The 14,670-nt window shown below is 58.3% G+C and carries 16 protein-coding genes; 10 read left to right on the forward strand and 6 right to left on the reverse strand.

Annotated elements, in window-relative coordinates; all coding sequences use genetic code 11:
* Positions 1-20: 20 nt before the first annotated feature.
* The 4 genes from ETC00_RS10730 to ETC00_RS10745 form a co-directional block, all read right to left on the reverse strand.
* The gene (locus ETC00_RS10730) at positions 21-761 is read right to left on the reverse strand and encodes an amino acid ABC transporter ATP-binding protein (RefSeq protein WP_171566024.1); all 741 of its coding nucleotides are present in this window, start codon (positions 759-761) and stop codon (positions 21-23) included.
* A 16-nt stretch (positions 762-777) separates the two neighbouring features.
* Entirely contained in the window at positions 778-1,476 is a 699-nt protein-coding gene (locus ETC00_RS10735; protein ID WP_171566025.1) for an amino acid ABC transporter permease, read from the reverse strand.
* Positions 1,463-2,290 (reverse strand): amino acid ABC transporter substrate-binding protein, encoded by an 828-nt coding sequence (locus ETC00_RS10740; protein ID WP_171566026.1) that lies wholly within the window; start codon positions 2,288-2,290, stop codon positions 1,463-1,465. Before ETC00_RS10740 ends, ETC00_RS10735 begins: the two co-directional genes overlap by 14 nt.
* A gap of 224 nt (positions 2,291-2,514) precedes the next feature.
* Positions 2,515-3,342, reverse strand: a complete 828-nt coding sequence (locus ETC00_RS10745; protein ID WP_171566027.1) for an amino acid ABC transporter substrate-binding protein — start codon at positions 3,340-3,342, stop codon at positions 2,515-2,517.
* Positions 3,343-3,692: 350 nt separating this feature from the next.
* On the opposite strand from ETC00_RS10745, the gene ETC00_RS10750 reads away from it, so the two are divergent.
* The 4 genes from ETC00_RS10750 to abc-f all read left to right on the forward strand — a co-directional run bounded on the left by ETC00_RS10750 (position 3,693) and on the right by abc-f (position 8,337).
* A complete protein-coding gene (locus tag ETC00_RS10750; RefSeq protein WP_171566028.1) occupies positions 3,693-4,094 on the forward strand; it encodes an Imm1 family immunity protein in 402 nt (133 codons plus the stop codon).
* Positions 4,095-4,125: 31 nt separating this feature from the next.
* Positions 4,126-5,064 carry an AEC family transporter gene (locus ETC00_RS10755; RefSeq protein ID WP_171566029.1) on the forward strand — a complete coding sequence of 313 codons (939 nt, stop codon included), beginning with the start codon at positions 4,126-4,128 and terminating at the stop codon, positions 5,062-5,064.
* 104 nt (positions 5,065-5,168) lie between these two features.
* Positions 5,169-5,954 (forward strand): stalk domain-containing protein, encoded by a 786-nt coding sequence (locus tag ETC00_RS10760; RefSeq protein WP_171566030.1) that lies wholly within the window; start codon positions 5,169-5,171, stop codon positions 5,952-5,954.
* Between the two features lie 430 nt (positions 5,955-6,384).
* Positions 6,385-8,337, forward strand: coding sequence for a ribosomal protection-like ABC-F family protein (gene abc-f / locus ETC00_RS10765; protein ID WP_171566032.1), 1,953 nt, complete (start codon positions 6,385-6,387; stop codon positions 8,335-8,337).
* A gap of 126 nt (positions 8,338-8,463) precedes the next feature.
* On the opposite strand, the gene ETC00_RS10770 is transcribed toward abc-f, so the two are convergent.
* Positions 8,464-9,633 carry an MFS transporter gene (locus ETC00_RS10770; RefSeq protein ID WP_171566033.1) on the reverse strand — a complete coding sequence of 390 codons (1,170 nt, stop codon included), beginning with the start codon at positions 9,631-9,633 and terminating at the stop codon, positions 8,464-8,466.
* Between the two features lie 173 nt (positions 9,634-9,806).
* On the opposite strand from ETC00_RS10770, the gene ETC00_RS10775 reads away from it, so the two are divergent.
* The 6 genes from ETC00_RS10775 to ETC00_RS10800 all read left to right on the forward strand — a co-directional run bounded on the left by ETC00_RS10775 (position 9,807) and on the right by ETC00_RS10800 (position 13,974).
* Positions 9,807-10,205 (forward strand): hypothetical protein, encoded by a 399-nt coding sequence (locus ETC00_RS10775; RefSeq protein WP_171566034.1) that lies wholly within the window; start codon positions 9,807-9,809, stop codon positions 10,203-10,205.
* Positions 10,202-10,396, forward strand: a complete 195-nt coding sequence (locus tag ETC00_RS10780; RefSeq protein WP_171566035.1) for a YqgQ family protein — start codon at positions 10,202-10,204, stop codon at positions 10,394-10,396. The genes ETC00_RS10775 and ETC00_RS10780 overlap by 4 nt, the downstream gene beginning before the upstream one ends.
* 152 nt (positions 10,397-10,548) lie before the next feature.
* Positions 10,549-11,172: a class I SAM-dependent methyltransferase gene (locus tag ETC00_RS10785; protein ID WP_311837529.1), complete on the forward strand. Its 624-nt coding sequence runs from the start codon at positions 10,549-10,551 to the stop codon at positions 11,170-11,172.
* Complete coding sequence (locus tag ETC00_RS10790) at positions 11,162-11,821, forward strand: DedA family protein (RefSeq protein WP_171566037.1); 660 nt, start codon at positions 11,162-11,164, stop codon at positions 11,819-11,821. The genes ETC00_RS10785 and ETC00_RS10790 overlap by 11 nt, the downstream gene beginning before the upstream one ends.
* Entirely contained in the window at positions 11,784-12,491 is a 708-nt protein-coding gene (locus ETC00_RS10795) for a response regulator transcription factor (RefSeq protein ID WP_216369423.1), read from the forward strand. Before ETC00_RS10790 ends, ETC00_RS10795 begins: the two co-directional genes overlap by 38 nt.
* Positions 12,475-13,974 carry a sensor histidine kinase gene (locus ETC00_RS10800; RefSeq protein WP_171566039.1) on the forward strand — a complete coding sequence of 500 codons (1,500 nt, stop codon included), beginning with the start codon at positions 12,475-12,477 and terminating at the stop codon, positions 13,972-13,974. Before ETC00_RS10795 ends, ETC00_RS10800 begins: the two co-directional genes overlap by 17 nt.
* A gap of 27 nt (positions 13,975-14,001) precedes the next feature.
* Here ETC00_RS10800 and ETC00_RS10805 read toward each other — a convergent pair whose 3' ends face one another.
* Positions 14,002-14,448, reverse strand: a complete 447-nt coding sequence (locus ETC00_RS10805) for an NUDIX hydrolase (protein WP_171566040.1) — start codon at positions 14,446-14,448, stop codon at positions 14,002-14,004.
* Positions 14,449-14,670 lie beyond the last annotated feature (222 nt).

Below are 14,670 nucleotides of genomic sequence, written 5' to 3' on the forward strand. Positions count from 1 at the left end.
GAAAGCGAAGGGGTAATCGCTCAGCTCAGGAGCTGCAAGAATTGACGCGTGCGCTCTTCCTGCGGGCGGGTGAAAAGCTGCTCCGGCGTGCCGCGTTCCACAATCAGTCCCTGGTCCATGAAGATCACCTCGTCGGCCACGTCCCGGGCAAACGCCATTTCATGTGTGACGATGACCATCGTCATGCCTTCCAGGGCCAGTTCCTTCATGACCTTCAGCACTTCGCCGACGAGCTCCGGGTCAAGAGCGGAGGTCGGTTCGTCAAACAGCATCACCTGCGGGTCCATCGCCAGCGCGCGGGCGATGCCGACACGCTGCTGCTGCCCGCCGGAGAGCTGGGCGGGGTAGTGGTCCAGTTTGTCCGCCAGCCCCACCTTGGTCAGCAGGGAGACCGCCTTGGCCCTGGCCTTGTCCGGTGATTCCTTCTTTACCGTGACGGGCCCTTCCATCACGTTTTGCAGGGCGGTCATGTGCGGGAACAGGTTGTAGCCTTGAAACACCATGCCGGTCTGTCGGCGCAGCCGGGCGATCTCCGCCTTGTCCACTTTGCCGCGGGCGGAGAAGTCCAGCTTTACCTCGCCGATTTGGACGCTGCCTTCGGTCGGCAGTTCCAGCGCGTTGAGGCAGCGCAGCAGGGTGGTTTTGCCCGAGCCGGACGGTCCGATGATGACGACCACCTTGCCTTTTTCCACCGTCAGCGAGACCCCTTTCAACACATGCAGGTCTCCAAAGCGTTTGTGAAGATTTGAAATGACGATCATCCAACATTCTTCCCTTCTAGGCGACGTAACGGTCCAGCCTGCTTTCGATCCGGTCCTGGATGAAGGAGAGGATCAGGCAGATCATCCAGTAGATGAACGCAGCCTCTGAATAGACCAGCAGCGGTTCGTAGGTGGTGGCGGTAATCTCCTGCGCCTTGCGGAACATCTCCGGCACCAAAATGGTGGCGGCCAGCGACGTGTCTTTCACCAGGCTGATGTACGAGTTGGACAGCGGCGGCACCGAGACGCGGGCTGCCTGCGGCAGGATGACGCGCTGCAGCGCCTGCCGGTAGGTCATCCCCAGCGAATAGGCGGCTTCCCACTGTCCCTTGGGAATGGACAGAATCGCAGCCCGCACCACTTCCGACGCGTACGCCCCGACGTTGAGGGAAAAGCCGATCACTGCGGACGGAAACGGATCGATGGTCAGACCGACGCTGGGCAGGCCGTAAAAGAGAATGAAGAGCTGCACCAATAGCGGCGTGCCGCGAATGATGGAGACGTAGACGCGGGCGATGGCCACCAGCGGCTTGCTGCCGGAGATGCGGGCAAGCGCCGTCAGGACGGCGATCACCAGGCCGATGGCAAACGAAATGATGGACAGCGACAGCGAGTACGTCAGTGCTCCTTTCAACAGGGGAAGAAACGAGCTCTGTGCGATCTCAATCCATCGCTCCAGGCGTTCAGGGTTGTCGAACAAGCTATTTGGAAACATCTGCACCAAACCATTTCTCGGAGATTTTTAGATACGTGCCGTCTTGCATCATGTCGTCCAGCGCCTTGTTGAAGGCGTCTACCAGTTCCTTGCTGCCTTTGCGGAACATGAAGCCGTTTTTGGCGCTGTCCGGATGCTTGGCGACGACTTTGATCGGCGTGTCCGGCTTCTGCTTTTGATAGTCCAGGAAGGACAGGCCGTCGTTGATGGTGACGTCCACCCGCTTGGAGACGAGCAGGCCGATCGCCTGGTTAAATCCTTCCACGGCGACGATTTCCGCGCCGTTTTCTCTGGCGATGTCGGTCAGGTTGCTGGTCAGCGTCTGCGCCGCTTTCAATCCCTTGATGTCCGAAAAGCTGGTGACGGTGTTGTTGTCCTTGTGGGTCACCAGCACGGCGGTGGATACGGTGTACGGCTTGGAAAAGTCGTACGTTTTCAGGCGGTCCGGCCGGATGCCCACCTGGTTGGCGATCACGTCAAAGCGCTTGGCATCAAGACCGGCAAACAGCGCGTCCCACTGTGTCTCTTGAAAGACAGGCTCGACGCCGATGCGTCTGGCGATCTCCGACACCACTTCCACGTCAAAGCCGGTCAGCTTGCCCGACGAATCGTGGAACGTAAAGGGAGGATAGGTGCCTTCCGTGCCGATCACCAGTTTCCCTTCCGCTTTTACTTTTTCCAACAGGTTCTGCTCGGCCTTTTGCTCGGCAGGGGCGGAGGCAGTGTCGGCGGATGGAGATGGACTGGCGGAGCTGCAGCCGGCCGCTCCCAAAAGCAAGGTGGAGATGAGTGCGAAAACCAATCGTGTTTTCATGGAAAAATCCCCCTGAAACAATATGACTGGTTGGAATATTGAGACCATACTAAAAGGGTTGATCCGTTTTGTCAATGTGCCAGATTTCACTCCGTCACAAACGGGATGGAGGCCGGTCAAGCCTCCGTTTATTGGCTGTAATTTCTTGGCTGTAAGAAGAAAAGTGGCCGACCTCCACTCCGACCGGAATCAGAGGCCGTGCCACTTGGCAGAGCCAACCTGGGTTATTGGCTGATGTCTTTGCCAAACCATTTTTGGGAAATTTGCTTCAGCGTGCCGTCCTGCTTCATGCTCTCCAGCACCTTGTCGATCTCTTGCACCAGTTCGTCGCTGCCTTTGCGGAACATGAAAGCGCACGGGACGCCTTCCTGGTTCTCCTTGACGATCTTGATCGGCGTGTTCGGCTTCTGTTTCAGGAAGTCGAGGACGGACAGGTTGTCGTTGATCACGACGTCAACGCGCTTGGTGGAAATCAGATCGATGGCGTTGTTGAAATTGTCGACGGCGACGATTTCGGCGCCCAGTTCACGTGCCATGTCAGCGTAGTTGCTGGTCATCGACTGGCCGGCTTTCAGGCCTTTGATGTCCGAGAAGTCCTTCACTGTGTTGTTGTCCTTGTGCGTCACCAAGACAGCGCGGGATACGGAGTACGGCTGGGAAAAATCGTATTTTTCCTGGCGGTCCGGCTTGATGCCTACCTGGTTGGCGATCACGTCAAAGCGTTTGGCGTCGAGACCGGCGAACATCGCGTCCCACTGTGTCTCCTGGAAGACTGGCTCCACGCCGAGCCGTTTTGCCACTTCGGTGATGACGTCCACGTCGTAGCCGGTCAGTTTTCCCGATTGATCGTGGAACGTAAACGGGGCATAGGTGCCTTCCGTGCCGATGACCAGTTTGCCTTCTGCCTTTACTTTCTCCAGCAGGTTTTGCGTGGAGGCCTCACCGTTGGAAGCACCAGATTGTTCAGGCTGGGCAGGCGTTGTAGACGTGCCGCAGCCGGTAATACCGAGTAACAAACTTGTAATTAAAGCTGCACAAACCCATTTTTTCATCGAGAAACCCCCACTAAGTTGATATGAATTTCATGGGATCATACTAAAAGGCTTTGCCGTATTTGTCAATGACCAGAAACAACCGGCCTCCCATTTTTTTAGGATACCCAACATATGCGGAACATGATGGCTGTGGACCAGATTGGCAGATTGGCTTTGCCTGTACCGTTACGGCAGTGAAGTTCGTGGTTGAGTCTGCATACGAAGAGGCGTACAATAGGAACGAAGTGAAAGAGCCCCCCTTTCCCGGAAAGCGGGGGCTGCTGCTTCTGGCATCATCACACCAATGAATCACGGACTCCGGCGGCATTCGTAGCGATTCGGCCGGAGAGAAAAAAGGAGATTTTACGATGTTAAACGACTGGCGCATGTATACAGACGAAACTGGCACGGAGCAAAACCATACAGCCTGGCACGAGGTGCTGAAGGCGATCGCCCAACTGGACGGCACGACCAGGACACTGGTGCACGCCGCGTACGGCGACCACGTGGATTTGGTGGTGGCCGGCGGAAATCAGGGACTCGTCCTGGTGCAGTGGAAAGAACACGAGCCAGTCGAGCGCCATTACGTGCTGGCGCAGGACAAGCCGGCAGCCGTCATGACTACCCTGACGATCGAAGGCAGCGAGGTGGCTTTTCCCGCCGCTTGGTGTGTACCGCTGGAGCAGGCAATTCCCGTCTGCGGCGACATTTTGCGCACCTGCGAAAAAGGAGAACCGAACGGCCTCACCTGGCAGCCGGTAGAGATGTAGCACAGGGACGAGGCACCGGAGGTCGTCGACGATGGAAATGAACACGCTTATTCAATCGATCCTGGTGATGGCGGCGATCATCGGCATCGGTGCGGTGATCGGCATCCGCCAGCCGCTCGCGGCCGATTCCCGCCAGCTCCTGATCACGATTATCGTCAATGTGGCGATGCCCTGCATCATATTAGACGGGGTATTTCAAACGCCGATTGACGATCGTCTCATGCTGCAAATCTTCGGAATATTCGCTGTTTCTGTACTATTAAACTGCCTGGGCATTCTCATCGGCTGGCTGGGGGCGCGAACGCTGCCGCTATCTGCCAAAAAGCGGCGTGAACTGGCTATTCTCTCCGGTTTGGGCAATACTGGATTTATCGGCCTTCCCCTGTGCGCTGCCCTGTTTGGGCCGAAAGGGGCGGTGCTCGCCGCCGTCTTTGACGCCGGGCTTGATTTTGTCATGTGGACTGTGGCGGTGATGATGCTGCAGGAGAAAGGGAGCTTCTCGCTGAAGGGACTGAAAGCGATGGTCAACATTCCGATGATCGCCATCGTTGCCGGTCTCGGCTTTGCGATGTCCGGCCTGACGCCGCCGGAACCGGTGAAACAGCTGGCTGCAGCGCTGGCCCGGCTGGCTTCTCCTCTGGCGATGCTCTACATCGGCATGCTGCTGCCGCTTCTCCTGCGCAACAAGCGGCAGGTGTCCCTGCCGTTGTTGGGCGTGCCGCTCACGTTCAAGCTGTTTGTGTTTCCGCTCTCGGCAGCGCTGCTGTTGTCCCAACTGCACGTGGACACGGAGATTACCCGCGTCGCGATTGTTCAGGTGGCCATGCCGACGGTGGCGATGGCGTCCATCCTGTTCGCCCGGTACGCGGCCGATGAGGAGATGGGGGCGATGACGACGGTCTTTTCCACGCTGCTCGCACTCTTGACGATTCCCGCCGTGCTGATGGTGGGCAGTATGTTGATCCGCTGACTATGGTCGAAGCGGTTTTGGATGTTCATGAAACATTTCCCATCTCCAAGCAGTCATACAAGGTAAACAGCAACACAAGATGTAACAGATTGGAGGAATTGCGCATGAAATGGAAGAAGGCTGTGGCCTGCGCCGTCGGGCTGCAACTGCTCCTCACCGTTCCGGCTGTGGCTGATGTAACCGCCAAGATCACAGTGAACGGACACGCCGTGCAATGGAAGCACGAGGCGATTACAGTCAACCAGCGAACCTATGCGGCTGCGGCGGATGTGAGCGAGTTTCTGCAAGCCGCCTGGAAGGTGGAGGGCAATACAGGGGTGCTGTCGCTGCCATCAAACAGGACTCTTGCTTTCAAGCTGAACACCGGCGAGGTGGCCGTCGACGGGAAGTGGACCACGATCGAGCACGGAGCCCGGGAGTACAACGGCACTGTCTATCTGCCGCTTCGCTGGGTAATCGAACAGGCGGGGCTTTCGATTCAATGGAACCCAACCACGAAGGAGGTGGATATCGTGAAGCCAAAAGGAGACGATGATGCGTTCAAAGTGCTTGAGAACGGGCAATTGAGCGCAGAGGAGAAAGCATTTGTCCAGAAGGTGAAGGAGCAGCGGGGCGTGCACAACCTGGGTGACTTGTACGTGATCGCCCTCGGTCAGGCGCCCAATCCCGGTTACGGTTTGAAGGTGACCGGTACGGAGTGGAGCTTGGAGCAGCTCAAGGTGTACGTCAAGCAGACCAAGCCGGAACCGGGCAGGCTCTACGCCCAGGTGATCACCTATCCGTATCTGGTCGCCCGGGTGAAACTGCCGCCGAACACGACCATCCAGTTTTACGATGCCGATACGAAACAGCCGTTGTTTGAACAGCAGAAGATCCAGCCGGGCCGATGAGGGTCCGGTTTTTTGTTGCCTTTTCCAAACCGGATACTGTAAAGTAGGAAGTATAGAAACGATTGGTGCGATTATCTTGGGCAAGGAGGTGCAGGTACGTGTTTGGGGCCGTTCAAGCGTGGTTTGTGGTAGAAGTTACCAGCATGACGCATGAGGAATTCCGCCAAGGGGGTAGTCTGCCCTTTTTTAGCCATACAATTGAGCGGAATCAACCAAGGCGTACCATGCATCGATAACCCATCGTCTGTCCGATTGTGCAACGATGCCGCAGGTGTAGGCCTGCGGCTTTTTTGCGTCCAAAAACGGCCGACGGCGCCTGTGTGGCCCGGAGGAGGAGGCGATATTCACGTTTCCTGAGCGGGAGCGGGCCCGCTTGGCCGGACCTGTTTGTCGGGCAGGGCGGTGGCACAACCCAAGGAGGCGTATTTTCATGATCATCATCGCAACCCAACACGTGCAAAAGTCGTTCGGAATCGACCCCGTTCTGCGGGATGTCACGCTGGAAATCAAGGCGGGGGAGCGGATCGGCATCGTCGGACCGAACGGCGCCGGCAAAACCACGCTGTTCAAGCTGTTGGCCGGCCTGGAGCAGCCCGACGCGGGAGAGGTATTTCGGGCGAAGGGCATCCGCTGGGCCTACCTGCCGCAGTCGCCGCAGTATCCGCCGGAATGGACGGCGCGGGACGTGATCGCCAGCGCCTTTGGCGACGTCCTGGCGATACAGGAAGAGATGCGTTTTCTGGAGCAGGAGATGAGCCGCGTCAGTGAAGCGGATCGTGAGTTGGAGCGGCTGATCGGGCGCTACCAGACGCTGCAGTCCGAGTTTGAGCGGCTGGACGGCTATCAGTGGGAAGCCCGAATGGCACAGGTGACGGACGGCCTGGGTCTCTCCGAGGCATTTTTGTCCACGCCTTTTTCGCGGTTGAGCGGAGGGGAACAGACCAAGACCGGGATGGCCAAACTGCTCTGCCAACAGAGCGACGTACTGCTCCTGGATGAGCCGACCAACCATCTCGACCTGGAGGCGATGGAGTGGCTGGAGGGATTTTTGCGCGACTATCCGGGAACGGTGCTGATTATCTCGCACGACCGCAGCTTTCTGGACGCTGTGGTCAGTTCCATCTACCACCTCGACGGAGGCGTGGTGGAACACTACACCGGCAACTACAGCGCCTTCGTCAAAGAGCGGGAGGAGCGGCTGCTGCACCAGTTTGCCGAGTACCAGGAGCAGCAGAAAAAGATCAAAAAGATGCAGGAAGCGATCAAACGGCTGAAGGAGTGGGGCAACCGCTCCAATCCTCCCAACGAGGCGTTTCACCGCAGGGCGAAAAGCATGGAAAAGGCGCTGAACCGGCTGGAGCGGATCGAACGGCCCCGTCTGGAAGCGAAGCGGATGGGCCTGGAGTTTCACAAGGCGGAGCGGAGCGGCGAAGAGGTGTTGGTCGCGGAGGGTGTGAGCAAGTCGTTCGGGGGAAAGCAGCTGTTTGACGGCGCCTCTCTTCTGCTGCGGTACGGCGAACGAAAAGCGATCCTCGGGCCCAACGGCTGCGGCAAGTCGACGTGGATCAGGATGATGGTGGGCGAGCTTCCGCCCGACGCGGGTACGGTACGGATCGGAAGCAGTGTAAAGCTCGGCTATCTCTCCCAGCGGGCGCTGGAGGGGGACCAGGAGCAGCGGGTGATCGACGTGTTTCGCGAGACGGCGGCCGTCTCCGAGGCGGAAGCGCGTCACCGGCTGGCGGCGTTTATGTTTTACGGCGAACAGGTGTTCAAAAAGATCAGCCAGTTAAGCGGCGGGGAGCGGATGCGCCTGCGGCTGGCGCAGTTGATGCACCAGGACATCAACCTGCTGGTGCTGGACGAGCCGACCAACCACCTGGACATCGAGGCGCGCGAAACGCTGGAGGAGGCGCTGGCCGACTTTCAGGGATCACTGCTTATCGTCTCCCACGACCGGTACTTTTTGCAAAAGATGGTGGACGGCGTTTACTGGGTGGAAAACGGCCGGCTGGTCCACTACGAGGGCACCTTTGAAGAAGCGCGGGAAAAACGAAGACAGCGGCTCAGCGGGGCAGCCAGCCGGACAGCGGAGAACAAGCGGAAAGCGGTGGAGCCGCTGCAGCGTGAACAGAGCCCGCATTCTGAAACAATGCCGCACACGATGAAACCGGCCAGTTCCAGCAAGCGGCCCAACCTGTACAAGCTGGCGGAACTGGAACGGGCGATTGCCGCGCGGGAAGCCCGGCGGGATGAGGTGACGGCCCTGCTGTCCGGCGGCGAGACGGACTACCGGAAACTGATCGACTACCAGCAGGAGCTGGAGCGCTTGACGGAGGAGATCGACGCTCTGTACCGCGAGTGGATGGAGCGGCAGGAGGGCTAGACGGGAGAGCAGGCAAACGCTGCTCATTATGCTGGTCATTAAAAAACAGCTGCGGGGAAGGCACGGACTTGACCAGGCCTTCCCCGTTTTCACAGGGTATTCGATTACAAAAGGATGGTAGTCATCTTACGCTTGGGCGCTGGGCTCCGGCAGCCGGTGGTAGCGGGCGCGGAACAAGATCAGCATGACGACCATCAAGATGCCGCCGAGGAGAAACGGACCGCTTTGGTACCATTCGTAGACGGCACCGCCGGCCAGCGGACCGAGGATGCGTCCCAGGCTGTCGATGGAGCTGATCGTTCCACTGGTGACACCCTGGCCCTGGGTGGTCCGCTGCGTGATCATTGCCGTACCGGTAGCGCGAATCATGCCCTGCCCCGCTCCGAACAGGGAGAGCGTGAGTGTCAGCGCCCAGAAATTGGCGGCCAGCGGAATGGCAAAGAAACCGATGCCGTAGAGGATCAGGCCGATGGCCAGGACGAGCGGCTCGCCCAGCGATTTCACCATTTTGCCGATCAGTCCACCTTGCACGAAGGCGGAGATGATCCCCATGACGAGAAACATGTAGCCGAGGTCTTTCGATGAGTACCCGTACAAATCGTTTATGTAGAGGGCAAAGGTCGTCTCCAGACCGGCAAAGGCAAACGAGACGATGAACATGATGCCGTACAAAAGCGAGAGCGGTCCAAACAGGGCAGTCAGCGGATTCCCCCGCTTGACCCGGGAACTGCCCGTCCGCTTCTCCCGCGGCAGGCTTTCCGGCAGCGCAAACAGAATGATCAGAAACGTCAACAGCGCCACGCCGCCGGAGACGAAAAACGGAACGCCAAAGCCCCATCCGCTCAACAGGCCGCCGAGAACGGGACCAAACACGAAGCTGAGGCCGACTCCGGCCCCGATCACGCCCATACCTTTCGCCCGTTCATCAGGCGGAAACAGGTCGGCCACCATCGCCGTGACCGTCGGCATTGCGGCAGCTGAGACGATCCCGCCGATGATCCGGTAGGCCAGCATCTCGGCATAGCTTTCAGCCAGGCCGAACAGGATGAAGGTGACGGAAAATCCGAACAAGCCAAAGGCGATCAACGGTTTTCGCCCGATCCGGTCGGACAGCATGCCCCAGATGGGAGCGAACAACAGCTGCATGATGTTGTAGCTGGCAAACAGAATGCCGATCTGCAGTGAAGAGGCGCCGACGTCTTCGGCGAAATACGGAAGGATCGGTATGATGATGCCAAACCCCAGCATGGTGAGGAAGGCGACCAAAAACAGCAGGGAAAGGTACTTCTTTTTCACGTGAACCATACCTCTTTCCAAACAGTTTGTCATGCTGTATCCACCTTACGGGATGGTTTTGTCGAAGTCAAGCGATTCACGGGGACGACGATGCTCCGCCGACGTGATATACTAACAGGAAGTTACATATTAAATTGAACTGCGATCTATCTGCACATAAGGGGTTGTCTATGATGTCTACTGGACTGATCTACTACCTGGCATGGGAAGAAGACGACTGGCTTGACGAACTGCTTGACCGCTTTCCCGAGCTGAACGCGCTGGTGCCTTCAGCCAAGACGTTTCAGATGATGCAGGAGATGCGCCGAACAGGCGAAGTGGAGCGATGCGTCATCGTCCTCAACGCCGCTGTCGAACAGGAAAAGTGCCATCAGTTTTTACGGCTGCTGGCGAAAGACGAGCAATTGTCCCGCGATCCGCTGTACATCGTCGGGCTGAAACCGGAGGAGCAGGCCGCCTGGCAGGAAGCGTACCCGCACGCCAACATTATCGTTATCACCGGGTTTGCCGTCGAGTTTGACTACGATGCCGTGCTGACCCGCATGGCGGCCGATCTGGAGGGAGAGCGTTGAAGGAACGGCCGGACGACTTCGACCTGAATGCCTTTTTGCAGCGATATGGTCTGTTCATCTACACCGGCGACCCGGAGGGGGACCTCCTGTTGATCGAAGACGAAATCCGTGAACTGTATCAGCTCGGCATCATCGACAAGGAGGAGATGGTGCAGGCGCTGGCTGCCCTGCGCAAGAGGAAAACAGTCTAGAAAGACTGTTTTTTCTTATGACTGGAGAAGTATGCAGCAAGATCCGCTTCAGGCCACCGCCGGCAATCTTCAGAAATTCTTAAGCATTTCTCTCTCTTTTTGCTAAGGTTTCCGCGATAGGATAGGGACAACAAAGAGAGGGAGTGACAGGAATGATGAAAGGCACGTCTGAACGGATAGGCATGCCGACGTCGGGACGGGGGCCGATTGCGGACGGGCTGCTGTTTGCCGGCAAGTTTTTGCGCTCGCCCCGAACGGTCGGCAGCATCATGCCAAGTTCCCGCCAGCTTGCCCGGCGGATGCTGGCGCCGATTGACTGGACGACAGCGACAGCCGTGGCGGAGTTGGGGGCGGGCACGGGCGTGTTTACCCGGATGATCCGTGAGCTGAAACAACCCGGCTGTACGGCGCTGATTCTGGAGAAGGATGACGGGATGCGCCGGCAGTTGGCCGCGCGTTATCCGGACCTGCATGTCGGCGGGGATGCGCGGGAGCTGACCGGGATCATGGAAAGATGCGGCATCGAACGGCTGGACGCGGTGGTGTGCGGGCTGCCGTTTGCCAATTTTCCGCAGGAACTGCGGGACGCCATCATGGACCAGGTGGAAGCGGCGCTGAGGCCCGGGGGCGTGTTCGTCTGTTTCCAATACTCGCTGCAGATGAGAAAGCAGCTGGCGGCGCGGTTTGGCCGCGTGGAGATCCGCTTTGTGCCGCTCAATCTTCCGTTTGCGTTTGTCTACGTCTGCCGGAAGCGGGGGAATCACGATGCCGGCTGACTTCCTGACACAGATGGTGGAACAATACGGGTATTTCGCGCTGTTTTTCTCCTTGTGGCTGGGCATTGTCGGCATGCCGATTCCCGACGAGATGATCGTCATGTCGGCTGGGGCCCTTACTGCCCAAGGGTGGCTGGACCCGCTGCCGGCGTTTGCAGCCGTCTATCTGGGTGTTGTTTCCGGATTGTCACTCGGGTACGTGCTGGGGTATAACGTAGGTGCACCGATTCTGCAGTGGGTCGTCCGCAAGGGCAAAGGCAAGCGCTATCTGACCAAAGCGGAGCAGCTGATAGAGCAGTACGGCAGTTGGGCGCTCTGCCTCAGCTACTTCTTTCCGGTCGTGCGCCATCTGGTGCCGTATCTGGTGGGCATCCAGCGCATGCCGCTGCGCCGCTACGCGATCTACGCCCTGCCCACCGGATTCGTCTGGACCATCAACTATTTTTGGGCCGGCCGCCTGTTTGGCCGCCATCTGGACGTGATCGCCCAAGGCGTGCAAATGTACGGCCGGATTACCTTGGCCGCGCTGTTGTGCATCGGGGCGGCGTACTGGCTGATCAGGCAGAAGTGCTGGGCCGTGTCCGTCGAAACAGAATCAACCACGGGGGGAAATGAGAGTGGAGGAAATCACTGTGCTGGTCGTGGATGACGACGAGGAGATCCGCAACCTGATCGCCATTTACCTGCAAAACGAGGGGTATCGCGTGCTGAAGGCGGCTGACGGTATGGAAGCGCTGGAGGTCCTCAAGCAAAACGAGGTGCACCTGCTCGTCCTGGACATCATGATGCCGCGGCTGGACGGCATTCAAGCCTGTCTGAAAATCCGCGAAGAACAGCACATGCCGATCATCATGCTGTCCGCCAAATCGCAGGACATGGACAAGATCTACGGCCTTAGCACCGGAGCGGACGACTACATGACCAAGCCGTTCAACCCGTTGGAACTGGTGGCCCGCGTCAAGTCGCAGCTGCGGCGATACCTGCGGCTCAATCAGGGATACACGGCCCGGGAAGACGAAATCGAGATCGGCGATTTGACGATCAACACGGCGACGCGCGAGGTGAAAGTGAACGGCCGGGACGTGAAGCTGACGCCGACCGAATTTGCCATTCTGGAGCTCTTGGCCCGCAATCGGGGCGTCGTATTCAGCACGGAACAGATCTACGAGCGGGTGTGGAAGGAGCCGTTTTGCCAGTCGGACAACACGGTGATGGTTCACATCCGGAAAATTCGCGAAAAGATTGAGGAAGATACACGTAAGCCGCGATACATCAAAACCGTGTGGGGAGTGGGGTATAAAATTGAGAGCGTTGTTTAGAGGGCTGTCGCCGTTTAACGTGACTCGCCGCCTGTACCGCTGGACGATGAAAGCCGTTCGGCGCGCCGTGGAACACTTTCGGCGGAGCCTGCGCCTGCAGTTGATCACCACCTTTGTTTTTTGCCTGCTGGCTGCCCTCCTGGCGGCGACTCTCGCCCACGGGATGACCGAGACGCTGTATAAGCGGCCGTACGTCGACTACACCCTAAGCATGCAGCGGATGGACTGGGAGACAAGGCATCTGGCCACGATCATCCGGGATCAGAGCGAAACGGACATATCGGCCCTGCAGCCGATGCTGGACAACTTCGAGCAGGATGTCGGGCTGCGGATGCTGTTGGTCAACCTGGATGGCAAGGTGCTGCTCAAGTCCGCCAAGGCCACAGAGAGCCAGGTCGATTTGTACAGCGTCATCAGCAGGGCGATGGAGCTGCGCCTTGATCTCAACGTGTTCCACCCCCAAGAGTTTGTCGCCTTTTACCCGGTGGAACTGGCCGGACAAAAAGGCTACCTGATCGCCCGCGGGATGCCGGAGGCGAACATCCGCTATGAGAGCACAGGGGTCAACATGATTTCTGTGCCTGTGTTTTTAGTTGTCCTAATTTATCTGTTTTATCGGTTTACCAGGCGGAAAACAGGCTATATCGAGGAATTGGCCGACAGCCTGCTCGTCATCTCGCAGGGCAAGCTGGATCACCGCGTCGAGGTGCGGGGCGAAGACGAACTGGGCTCGCTTGCCCGCAACATCAACCGGATGGCGCAGGATCTGCAGGAAAACATCGAACGGGAACGGCAGGCGGAGAAGACCAAAAACGAACTGATCACCAATGTCTCGCATGATTTGCGCACGCCGCTCACCTCGGTGCTCGGTTACCTGCGCCTGCTGAAAGACCACCCTGCAGGAGGGCTGGAGCAGCAGGAGTACACGCGGATCGCCTATGAGAAGGCGGAACATCTGAAGCGGCTGGTGGAGGATTTGTTCGAATACACCACGCTCAGCGGCCAAGGGGTCCAGCTCTATCGGCAGACCATCTGCATGAACGAACTGGTGGAGCAGTTGGTGGAGGAGTACGTGCCGCTGGCGGAGGAACAGCAGCTCAGCTTTTGCAAAGCGCTGCCCGACGAACGGCTGTACGTCAGCGTGGACCCGGAAAAGTTCGTGCGCGTGCTGGAAAACCTGTTCAGCAACGCGATCAAGTACGGCAAAAAACCGGGCAGCATCGGCGTAACGCTCGCCCGAGAGGCAGACGGCATCCGCTTGTCGGTGGCCAACAGGGCAGATGAGATGGCCCCGGAGGCGCTGAACCGACTGTTTGAACGCTTTTACCGGGTGGAGCAGTCCCGCTCGCGCAAAACAGGCGGTTCCGGGCTGGGGCTGGCCATCGTCAAGAGCATCGTCGAACTGCACGGCGGCAGCATCAAGGCAGACTACCGCGACGGCGTTCTGTCGTTTCACATCTGGCTGCCGGTCCCTGGCTCATAACGGTCAAGGCCCGGTGAGGAGCGGCGTCTAGCCTTGCTCGTCCCATCCGAAGCTGTCGAACCACTTGCCCGCGCGGTAGTTGTGAATCGCCTGACGGACGTACGGGATCACGTTGGCGGGCAGGTCGTCCATGTCGCACCAGCGCAGCTCGTCGCATTTATCCGGCTCGGCGTTGACGATCTCGCCTGACCACGTGCTGGCGGTGAGAAAGAAGTCGATCCGCTCGTCCGTCGATTTGCGGTGCATCACGCCGACCACGTCCAGATCGGCCGGGTCGATGTCGATGCCGCATTCCTCTTTTGCTTCCCGAATGGCCGCTGCCTTCACTTCCTCTCCGCCGTCCAGATGTCCGGCAGGGACGCTGTAGTTGCCGTCCTCGTAGCCCGTATTGAAGCGGCGCAGCAAAAGCAGCTCGTTTCCCCGCCGGAGAAACAGGTGGACGGCGGCGGGCATGGTGAACCATTTTCTGCTCATGCAAACCTCCAACGTTTTACGACATGATTGCAAACATTTTAATTATTCCGCCAAGTTTTCCCATCTGTCAACGAAGCGGCTGAAGAAGCCGCTTTCAGCGTGTAGACAAAGTACCAAAGGTACAAGGTCTACACGCTTTTTTGTCGAATAAACATGACATTCAACACTTTGTAGAGGTGGAAGCATGCTGAACAAGCAACAGGCCGAAGGTCGTTATCAGAT

Origin of the sequence: Brevibacillus sp. MCWH (assembly GCF_013096935.1) — a bacterium.
Lineage (GTDB): Bacteria > Bacillota > Bacilli > Brevibacillales > Brevibacillaceae > Brevibacillus > Brevibacillus aydinogluensis.